Raw genomic sequence first — 10,126 nt, forward strand, 5'->3', positions numbered from 1 at the left:
GAAATTGTCTTTTGTCCTTTGTAAAGAAGTCTTAGAACTGCTAATTTTTCATCTTTTGAGTGGTTACTTCGAGCCATAAAAAAATGCCCCCCTAGATAAACAGATTTTTATTTTTTAATCTGTCTACCTAAAGGGGAGCATATCAAATAACGAGGGGATTTTTGCTATGTTATTCTCCAAAAATCGTAACGATATCTGCTGATTTTTTACGTTCTTTCCCTTTTGGTACTTCATCAAAATAGCCAACCTGTAGCATCGCGATCACGCGCTCACCCGGCTGAACCTTTAGTGCTTCACGGAATTTCGGATTATCTAGGAACCCAGGTGTTTTCCAGCATGAACCGATTCCTCTATCCCAAGCAAGCAATTGAATATTTTGAATAAAAATACTTGCCGCTGCGTAATCTTCTAAGCGCTCTTTTTGTCGAGCATCCTCTGGAACGATGACAAAAGCGTAACCACCCGGTAATGTGAATTTCGTCATTTGCTTCGCTAAATCTTCACTTGAAAGCTCCTGCCATTTCGGTATCGTTAGATCACGCAGTAAATTATGAAGACCGTCTAACTCCTTACCACATGCAACGACTAAACGCCAAGGCTCTCGATTTCCATGATTCGGTGCCCACACTGCATCGTCAATAATAGCCAATAAATCTTCACGATCCACCGGCTGTCCATTAAACTTTTTAATAGAACGACGCTCGATAATCGCGTCCCTAACAGATAAAAATTGTTCGCTCATTTACTCTTATCTCCTTCTATAACACTACAATAATTAAGATTTATCTTCATTCAGCAAATCTCTCTTGTACCGAAAGCAAAGCGACAGGTACAGAAGACTCCCTCCTCTGAAAGTGATGTGATAAACATAGATATAGTTCCTTTTTTGGGGTGTCCACACACCTACTGAATGAAGATAAAGCCTCCGGCGGATGTCACGGATTTTCAAAGGAATGAATTGTGCGTGCACAATTCAAAATCCGGACGCATTGTTTATCTGTGCGAAAGCAAAGCGACAGCAACATTACGCCAAGGCGAAATTGATATCTTCTATCTTTCACATTATCACAAAACGATGAGCTTTAACACTGCTTCACCTTAAGCAAAACTATCTTCTATATGAATATAATGATAAGTCATGCTTGGCGTATAAGCCGTTGAATCTTCATAAAAATACGGTCGATTAATACTATCTGAAGTATGTGCATTAACATATGGAACACCATTTTGAATACTTGTCACAATGACAGAATGGTCTACTCTTCCATCCCCTTGAAAATCATAAAAAATGATATCTCCAAGTTCTAATTCTTCCGCAGATTGTACACGCCTACCCTTCAACCCCGTTGTAGAGCCTTCCAAATACCATCTAAGGGAATGTGCAACAGACCAGCTAAAGCTCCAATTTCCATGTTGAACCCACCAACCTTTCCCTCTGTTTGGAGCACCTCGCATTGGTGCTCCTCCAGCAAGTAAACATTGAGATATATAGTTCGTACAATCCACAGTAAAATTCGGAAATGCTGGATTACGCCTGTTCCACCACAAGTTCGCATACTGTACAGCGGCCTGTCTGTTATACATTTTTGCCACGCTTCCCCTCCTTATGTTCAACATATGTATAAAGAGGATTTTCTATTAGCTAGGTCCTTATTCATAAAAATGTCGAATGTGGTCTTAATTGGTACTAACTTTGCCAATTTTAAGATAGTTTTTGCTACAATAAGGGTAAGGAATTATAGATTTTTATTTTATGAATCAGAAGGGATGTTGAAATTGAAGCAGCATGCTGAGAAAGAAATTATACAACCTACTCTTTTATGCGATAAAAAAGGTAATTTAAATCCAGCTGCCATCGGATTTGCACGTAAGCCTCTCATAAACAGCAATTTAAGTGGCCATATCATGCGCAAAAAGAAATGGAATTATTGGTGTGTCTACGGTGATGAGATCATCTTCTCAGCTACTATTAGCCATCTAGACTACGCAGCGGTCTGCTTCGTCTATTTCCTTGAATATGAAACACAGCGCTACTTTGAAAAAACAATTACCATTCCATTGGGTGGAAAGCTAAAAATGCCTACGCAGGTGCTAGATTCAGTATCCTTCAAAAATAGTGAAATGATGATTGATATGACCTATGTACAAAATGAAACACATCTATCAGTTTCGATCCCAGACTTCGATGGAGATGCTTTACGTGCAAAACTTGTCATTCAGCATCCGCCTACAGATGAATCATTGAATGTAGTCATCCCTTGGAACCGTAAAACATTCCAATTTACAGGTAAGCATCATACACTCCCTACTTCTGGGTTTGTGACAATTGGTAATCGCCGCTTCACATTTTCCCCTGAGGAAAACTTCTCTGTCCTAGAATACAGTCGTGGCGTTTGGCCACGTACATTCACATGGAATTGGGGAATGGCCTCACAGCGAGTCCGAGGTAGACGAATCGGACTCAATTTAGGTGGTAAATGGACAGACGGAACAGGAATGACCGAAAATGCTGTTTTCGTTGAAGGAAAAATGACAAAAATACATGAGGATGTACTGTTTAGTTATAATCAAGAGGATTTAATGCAACGATGGAAAATTAAGACTAAATTCACTAACCAAGTTTCATTAACATTCTCCCCATTTTACGAGCGTGTATCCGTCACAAAAGCTGGTCTCATAAAATCTGAAGTACATCAAATGTTTGGCTATTACGACGGCTCCGTATTACTAGACAATGGCGAAACACTTGTCATCAAACAAATGCTAGGCAGTATCGAAGAGAATCGCGTAAAGTGGTAAGAACAAAAAAATTTTAATTACATTATTCTTCACATACTAGGATTTAACGCACTGACATACGAACACCCTCAGCGCGTTAAATCCGAAAAAGCCCTTGAATAACGCCTATCCGTCGATCTGTCGGGGCTATCCATGATTTTGGTCGTTCTATCCACGATTTTGGCTGCTCTATCCACGACTTTGACCGTTCTATCCACGACTTTGACTGCTCTATCCACGACTTTGACGATTCTATCCGTCACTTCGGCTTTTCTTTCTGTCGCTTCAACCGTGCTATCCGTCGCTTCGGTTCTTCTTTCCGTCGCTCTCGACTTCCTATCCGTCGATCTGATTTCCATCCGTCGCTTCGACTATTCTTTCCGTCGCTCTGGCCATTCTATCCGTCACCTCGAGTCTTCTTTCCGTCGCTCTGATTCCTATCCGTCACCTTGGCTCTTCTTTCCGTCGCTTTGACCGTTCTATCCGTCACTTTAACTCTTCTTTCCGTCGCTATCCACGATTTTGACGGTGCTATCCACGACTTTAACGGTGCTATCCGTCACTTCGGTTTTTCTTTCCGTCGCTTCGGCTCTTCTTTCCGTCGCTCTCGACTTCCTATCCGTCGCTTCGGCTCTTCTTTCCGTCGCTCTGATTTCCATCCGTCGCTTCGACTCTTCTTTCCGTCGCTTCAACTCTTCTTTCCATCGCTCTGATTCCTATCCGTCACTTCGACTCTACTTTCCATCGCTCTAATTTCTATCCCCCACCCCGGTCATTCTATCCAATTAATCCGTCAATCCCGACACTATCTTTTCCGGGTCGTCCGTAAATATTGCCTGTACACCGAGCTGCTGTAATTGCTTTGCGTACTCGACATCATTTACTGTATAGACACGGACAGTTGCTCCTTCATTAAGAGCTTCTTGAATGGATCTCCGAAATGCTGTAGGTAGGCTGACATGTATAGCATCTGCCGGGATCTGTGCTGTGTAGCCGTTAAAATCCACTAATATTTCCGCAAACAGCGCTGCTTTTTCAATGTATGGAGCTCTTTGTGCGACAATCTGAATAGATTCGTGATTGAAGGAGGAAATAATTACTCTCTCTGTCATTTGAAATGCAGCAACCTCCTTAATAACAAGCGCTTCTATTCCGTTATACGGAAATATATCTGTTTTAAGCTCAATATTAATACGATGATTTGTACCTGCAAATAGCTCTAAAATGTCTCCTAGTGTTGGTATGCTCTCCCCTTCAAACTTAGAAGAAAACCATGAACCATAATCAAATGCACGGAGCTCTTGTAGCGTATAATCCTTTACGTAGCCAGAGCCGTTAGATGTACGGTCGATTTTTTCATCATGAATAACGACTAACTCCCTATCCGCTGTTAAATGAACATCTAGTTCAATCCCCGTAATCGGAAGCTTTGATGCGGCCACAAAAGCAGCCATAGTGTTTTCTGGGTAATGTGCTGAAACGCCTCTATGGGCAAAAATATCCAAATTCGATAACCTCCTGTTTCGCCCACCTCTCAACTCGTTAGCAGGCGGGCCATTATATTTCGATTTTCCTTCTCCTTAATAAGCCTATTACAATTTCACTTGATGGTAAATATTATATATAGTAGTATGAGAATCTACTTGAAAATGTAAGTACTTAGGAGGTGCTAAAAAATGACTGCACAACATCCAGATTTTCAGGCTGAAGTGGAGCGGCTAGCTTACACTAAAAATTACATGCAGCAAATTTTAAATGAATCACAAAGAGGTTTGCAATCTGCTCAGGAGAATATTCGTAAGTCGATGGCAGATCTTGACTATTTAGATTCCAGTTTGGGCTATATTAATATCTTAGCAAACGCTCGTTTCTTTGAAATGGCTCGAAACCAAAAGGAAGGCTTAGAGGCTATTCAAAAAAAGCCATACTTTGCCCGAATTCATTTTCAAAAGACAGGTGATCCTGAAGAATTTCTTTATATCGGAAAAACGTCTTTGTTTCATCGAGAAACTCATGAGCCTATAATAGTCGATTGGCGTTCACCGGTAGCAAACGTCTATTATGATGGTCGCCTTGGGGATATGGAATATGATGTTCGTGGAGAAATCCATAAGGGACATCTATTTGCCAAACGCCAATATAAAATTAATGATGGTGAATTGCTCGATATACGGGATATTGATTTAACAACAAACGATGAATTACTGCAAGAAGCGTTAGCTGGAAAAGCAGATGTGCGTTTAACAGAAATCGTCTCCACTATTCAAAAGGAGCAAAACGAAATTATACGGGCACATCTTCGTCAGCCTATTATCGTACAAGGTGCTGCTGGTAGTGGAAAAACAACAATTGCCCTACACCGCATATCTTACTTCCTCTACACAATGGGCGAGCATTTTAACCCTGAGCAGCTCATGATATTAGCACCGAATAAGTTATTTATCGATTATATTGGTGATGTTTTACCAGAGCTTGGTGTTGATAAAATTTGCCAAACAACCTTTACCGATTACGTTCTAGCTGCGACGAAGCTAAAATTGAAACTTCAAAACCCTAATGAACAGTTGGAATCTCTTGTTGCAGGAGAACCCCAACAGGTAGCTTCTTGGATATCTGAAATGAAGGGCTCGCTTTATTACCGGGATGTAATAGAACGCTACGTTCAAAAGATCGAGCAGGAAATTGCCAACCAATTTGAGGATGTTTACATTGAAAAATATTGCATTATGCGTGCCTCGCATTTAAAGAAGCTATTTTTATATGAATTTTCTTATATGCCGATTGAAAAACGACTTGCACATATTAAAAAAGTGCTTGCAAGCCATGTCCGTCAAAAGAAACAGGCTATTTTAAATACACTTCATAAAAAATATGATGAAGCACTTGGCAGAGCACTTGATGGATTTCGTGATGATGACAAACGACGTCGTGTTGTCACGAAGTTTATTGATGAGCGTGATGAACGCATTCCTGCTGTTGAGAACGAGGCAAAATCAACAGCAACAGTTTATATGCGACGCTTTGCTAAACATAACATCAAGACTCTCTATCGTACGCTTCTAACAAATGCTGAGCTTTTAGCAGAGCTTGCTCCAGAATGGCATTATCTTGAGCAACAGCAATTTTTACAGGCACATACTAAAGAACAATGGGCGCTTGAAGATTTAGCTGCCCTGTATTATTTACAAGCTCGTATAAAGGGCATTCCTGATGAATGGAAAATGCGAGTCGTTTTCATCGATGAAGTACAGGATTATAGTTTATTTCAGCTTGCTGCTTTAAAGACTGGGCTTGAAACAGATATGTTTACAATGGTCGGTGATTTAGCACAAGGAATTCACAGCTATCGTTCTCTTACTGCCTGGGAACCTGTCCAAAATCTATTTCCTAGAGCAAGCTTTAGAACCCTGCAAAAAAGCTATCGAACAACCATTGAAATTATGGAAGTTGCGAACAAGGTTTTAGCACAAATGGATGAACAGCTTCCATTAGTAGAGCCAGTAGTTCGACATGGCAATGTCCCTACCTATATACAAGCTCAATCATTTGATGCCATGCAAATTAAAGAAGTTTTTGAAGCCATTCGAGGCAATGGACATCATTCCGTTGCTTTAATTTGCAAAACGACTGTAGAGGCAAAAACAATGCAGCAAGCATTAAAGGACAAAAAAATTGCTTCTCAGCTTCTAACTGAAAATGAGTCCATCAATCAGGAATTATTGCTCGTTGTTCCGAGTCATTTAGCAAAGGGCCTTGAATTTGATGCTGTTATCGTAGCTGCCTTCGATACACCTTTCTACGATTCGAAGATTGATCGCAAGCTACTCTATGTGGCACTCACTCGTGCCATGCATGAGCTTTATTTAATCGGCCCAACAAAAAATACATTTCTATTAGAAAATGAACAGATATAATAAATATTTTCGTCCTTAGTGTAATTGTAGCTGTCGCTACAGAAAACATTCGTAGCTGTCGCTACAATCAAAACTCTGCTGAAAGAAGATAAAAAAGTCGCTATTAAAGCGACTTTTTTGCATCGAACATTTAAATCTGATTTATCGATTCCGAGGTGGTAAACGGTAAAACCTCCCTCTGGATAAGTACGCTTTTACAACTTTCCACCATGACCTTGGTGCTTCCCTTTGAGGAGACTTCTTTTTAGGTAGTGCCGGCATGCGCATGATAACGACTCCTTTCATAGGCTTACTAATACTATATGAAGATAGTTACAAATTTATGATAAAAGGTTTCCTAATAATAGCTTACACAATCTCCTTTGGGACTTCCAGTATTTTTTACCAATAATTAGAATAATGCAATCTTCTTTACACTTATCTAAAAACAGAAAGAGAGATGTATCAAACATACGATACATCCCTCTTTTTCACTTAAACAGAGTGCTAGGTACACAAAATTTATAACCTTTTAATTTTCTTTGTATAAAAGTTGAGTGGCTTTTACTTTCTTTTTCCGCCCTTTTAAGAAAAACGATACAACGAAGGCGACAACTATAAAGATTAATCCAAGCGTAAATGCCTCTTGGAAACCAGATGTTAATCCATTTAACTTTTCAACTGGATCCATTGGATTTGCCGAGTTTTCCATATATTTATTTGAACCTGTTGTCATTTTAGATATAAATATAGCTGTTCCAATTGCGCCAGCTACCTGAGATAACGTATTAAAGATCGCTGTACCGTGTGGATAAAGCTCTGGTGTCAATTGATTTAATCCATATGTTTGCACTGTCATGACAAACATGAGTCCCACCATTAATACGCTGTGCATCAAAATAATTTGTGGTAATGTTGTTTCTACGTTAATACCACTGAACAACCACATCGCAAAGGCTACTAGCCCAATGCCTGGGGTGATAATAATCTTTGGACTTAATTTATCAAATAATTTACCAGCAACCGGCCCCATGATGCCACTAATCATACTTCCAGGCAGCATGATTAGCCCTGATTTAAAGGCTGTAACAAGTAAAACCATTTGTAAGAACATCGGTAATAATGTCATCGTTGAGAACAAGGACATCATGACGATGAATATTAACCCAACTGATAAAGTAAACATTGGAAATTTAAATGTGCGTAGTTCTAAAATTGGATTATCGATTTTTAACTGACGAACGATAAAGGTTAATAACGCTATTGCCCCGATTATTAAAGAGTAATAAACTTTAGCATCTGACCATCCTAAATCACCTGAAGAACTAAAGCTATACACAATTCCACCGAAACCTAATGTTGATAAAAGAATTGATAAATAATCCACTTTTGGTCGTGTTAACTCAGAGACATTCTGAAGATACTTCATTCCAATTAAAATTGAAATGATGGCTATAGGTATAACAAGGTAGAATAGCCAGCGCCAGCCAAGAGAATCAACGATGACCCCAGATAATGTCGGGCCAATTGCTGGAGCAGACATCATAACAAGTGCGATTAAGTCCATTGTGGCACCACGTTTTTCAGGTGGACAAATTATTAAAATTGTATTCATTAGTAATGGCGAAATTAATCCAGTGGCGATTGCTTGGACAATACGACCGATTAATAAAATAGCAAACGTCGGTGCAACCCCAGCAATCAATGTCCCGACTAAAAATGTAATCATGGCGGTTAAGAACATTTGTCTTGTTGTGAGCCATTGTTGAAGTAATGCTGTAATCGGTACTAAAACGCCCACAACTAACATGTAGGCTGTAGAAAGCCATTGAATGGTTGAAGCTGTTACATCAAACTCTTTCATTAGTACAGTTAAAGCATTACCAAGTAATGTTTCGTTTAAAAGCGCGACCATCGCACCTAAAATTAATGCGATTATTTTTGGTTTATGTCTAATAGTAGAAAGATCAACTTTGCTACTTGTAGAATTCGTGGTCGTCATATTCATTTATTAATTTTCCTCCTGCTGTCTTCACTATTTATACATGTGTATATAAAAGATCACATGTAATATACATATGTAGATTAAAACGGCAGATTCAATTTATAATAATTGTATATTTAATATACAGATTAGGAGAAGTGTAGATGAAAACTACTGAGGGGCAGTTGGATTTGCGTATTAGACGTACACATAAATTATTGTGGGAATCTTTATTTGAATTAATGACGCAATCAAAACAGAATTATAGTACCATTACTATCAACCAAATTTGTGATCGTGCGATGGTTCATCGAACAACTTTTTATCAACATTTTGAGGATAAAAATGCATTATTGGCATTTGGACTTAGACAAAAACAAGAAGAAGCATTAACAGTACCACTTTTAGATCGAATAACGAAGCCATTTCAAGTGATAGAACAATTCTTACGTCATAAAGAGGTTGGTAAAATATTAGAGGCGCAAATGGATGATGAACAATTTATCAACTTTATGACTTATCAAACTCGTGAAATGAAGAAACAAGAGAATGAAGAATTACAACGAATTTGTAATAATCATTCGATACCATCTGAGTTGATTATCGAATTCCACTCAGGTGTAATTACAACGTTAAGTGCATGGTGGTTACAAAATAAAAAAGATGTTTCAGCAAAAGAAATGGATAGCTACTTTCATGCAATGATCAATCAAGATATTTTTCAATTTGAGAAGGAATAGATAGAGAGGTTTTTGACGGAATAGAATAAGTGAGGAATGGTAACATATCACTCCTCACCCTGCTCTATCCTAGTAAATAATAGTGTAAAGCCTCTTTTCTTTTTTAAAATCGAAAACGAGATGTATCAAATTTCGTTTGGTCTAAAATTACCGTTTTCATCGCCTAGTGCAATGTTATGGTCTGCTAGAGCCACTCGTCATCCTATAGTTCCTACAAATGCCAAGCGCACATAGAAAAATTCATCAAGGAACCATACAAAGAACCACAAATAAGTTAGTCTACCTAAAATTTTAATCGAAGTTACCCCGATCAGATGCCTTTGCTTTCGTATTGGCATTTTAAACTAGGTAGAGATTCTCCATCTATTTTTAAGAATATTCATTGGCCAGGAGATTATTTATTTTCATAAAAAAAAAAGCCGAGGAATAAATCCTCGACTTTTTCAGGTGCCTAGCGACGTCCTACTCTCACAGGGGGAAGCCCCCAACTACCATCGGCGCTAAAGAGCTTAACTTCCGTATTCGGTATGGGAACGGGTGTGACCTCTTTGCCATCATCACTAGACTTATTTAATTGAAAGAAATTATTCTTTCAAAACTGGATAAACGGTGCATTGAATGTTTCAAACTTTTTTGGTTAAGTCCTCGATCGATTAGTATTCGTCAGCTCCATGTGTCACCACACTTCCACCTCGAACCTATCTACCTCATCGTCTTTGAGGGATCTTACT

General features: G+C 38.9%; 10 protein-coding genes and 2 rRNA genes. 6 read left to right on the plus strand and 6 right to left on the minus strand.

The window, feature by feature from the left end:
• Positions 1-169: 169 nt before the first annotated feature.
• A complete protein-coding gene (locus AC1DCY_RS26020; protein WP_477355272.1) occupies positions 170-742 on the minus strand; it encodes a nitroreductase family protein in 573 nt (190 codons plus the stop codon).
• 222 nt (positions 743-964) lie between these two features.
• Between AC1DCY_RS26020 and AC1DCY_RS26025 the strand changes: the two genes are divergently transcribed.
• Positions 965-1,102, plus strand: coding sequence for a hypothetical protein (locus AC1DCY_RS26025; protein ID WP_477355275.1), 138 nt, complete (start codon positions 965-967; stop codon positions 1,100-1,102).
• Here the strand turns inward: AC1DCY_RS26025 and AC1DCY_RS26030 are convergent.
• Positions 1,099-1,593 (minus strand): amidase domain-containing protein, encoded by a 495-nt coding sequence (locus AC1DCY_RS26030; RefSeq protein ID WP_477355278.1) that lies wholly within the window; start codon positions 1,591-1,593, stop codon positions 1,099-1,101. The two genes, AC1DCY_RS26025 and AC1DCY_RS26030, sit on opposite strands and share 4 nt — an antisense overlap.
• 183 nt (positions 1,594-1,776) lie before the next feature.
• Between AC1DCY_RS26030 and AC1DCY_RS26035 the strand changes: the two genes are divergently transcribed.
• The 3 genes from AC1DCY_RS26035 to AC1DCY_RS26045 all read left to right on the plus strand — a co-directional run bounded on the left by AC1DCY_RS26035 (position 1,777) and on the right by AC1DCY_RS26045 (position 3,491).
• Entirely contained in the window at positions 1,777-2,799 is a 1,023-nt protein-coding gene (locus tag AC1DCY_RS26035) for a DUF2804 domain-containing protein (protein WP_477355281.1), read from the plus strand.
• A gap of 132 nt (positions 2,800-2,931) precedes the next feature.
• On the plus strand, positions 2,932-3,252 hold the full coding sequence (locus tag AC1DCY_RS26040; protein WP_477355284.1) for a hypothetical protein: 321 nt from the start codon (positions 2,932-2,934) through the stop codon (positions 3,250-3,252).
• Positions 3,249-3,491, plus strand: a complete 243-nt coding sequence (locus AC1DCY_RS26045) for a hypothetical protein (protein WP_477355287.1) — start codon at positions 3,249-3,251, stop codon at positions 3,489-3,491. Before AC1DCY_RS26040 ends, AC1DCY_RS26045 begins: the two co-directional genes overlap by 4 nt.
• A gap of 72 nt (positions 3,492-3,563) precedes the next feature.
• On the opposite strand, the gene AC1DCY_RS26050 is transcribed toward AC1DCY_RS26045, so the two are convergent.
• Positions 3,564-4,283, minus strand: a complete 720-nt coding sequence (locus AC1DCY_RS26050) for a glycerophosphodiester phosphodiesterase (protein ID WP_477355290.1) — start codon at positions 4,281-4,283, stop codon at positions 3,564-3,566.
• 171 nt (positions 4,284-4,454) lie between these two features.
• Here AC1DCY_RS26050 and helD point away from each other — a divergent pair, with 171 nt between their 5' ends.
• Positions 4,455-6,692, plus strand: coding sequence for an RNA polymerase recycling motor HelD (helD, locus tag AC1DCY_RS26055; protein ID WP_477355293.1), 2,238 nt, complete (start codon positions 4,455-4,457; stop codon positions 6,690-6,692).
• A 511-nt stretch (positions 6,693-7,203) separates the two neighbouring features.
• Here helD and AC1DCY_RS26060 read toward each other — a convergent pair.
• Positions 7,204-8,673: an MDR family MFS transporter gene (locus AC1DCY_RS26060; protein WP_477355298.1), complete on the minus strand. Its 1,470-nt coding sequence runs from the start codon at positions 8,671-8,673 to the stop codon at positions 7,204-7,206.
• A gap of 146 nt (positions 8,674-8,819) precedes the next feature.
• On the opposite strand from AC1DCY_RS26060, the gene AC1DCY_RS26065 reads away from it, so the two are divergent.
• On the plus strand, positions 8,820-9,395 hold the full coding sequence (locus tag AC1DCY_RS26065; RefSeq protein ID WP_477355296.1) for a TetR/AcrR family transcriptional regulator: 576 nt from the start codon (positions 8,820-8,822) through the stop codon (positions 9,393-9,395).
• Between the two features lie 449 nt (positions 9,396-9,844).
• Here AC1DCY_RS26065 and rrf read toward each other — a convergent pair.
• Both rrf and AC1DCY_RS26075 read right to left on the minus strand, forming a co-directional pair.
• A 5S ribosomal RNA gene (gene rrf, locus AC1DCY_RS26070) occupies positions 9,845-9,960 on the minus strand.
• Positions 9,961-10,028: 68 nt separating this feature from the next.
• A 23S ribosomal RNA gene (locus AC1DCY_RS26075) occupies positions 10,029-10,126 on the minus strand; the annotation flags it as partial.

The organism is Lysinibacillus sp. 10T31 (assembly GCF_056394365.1).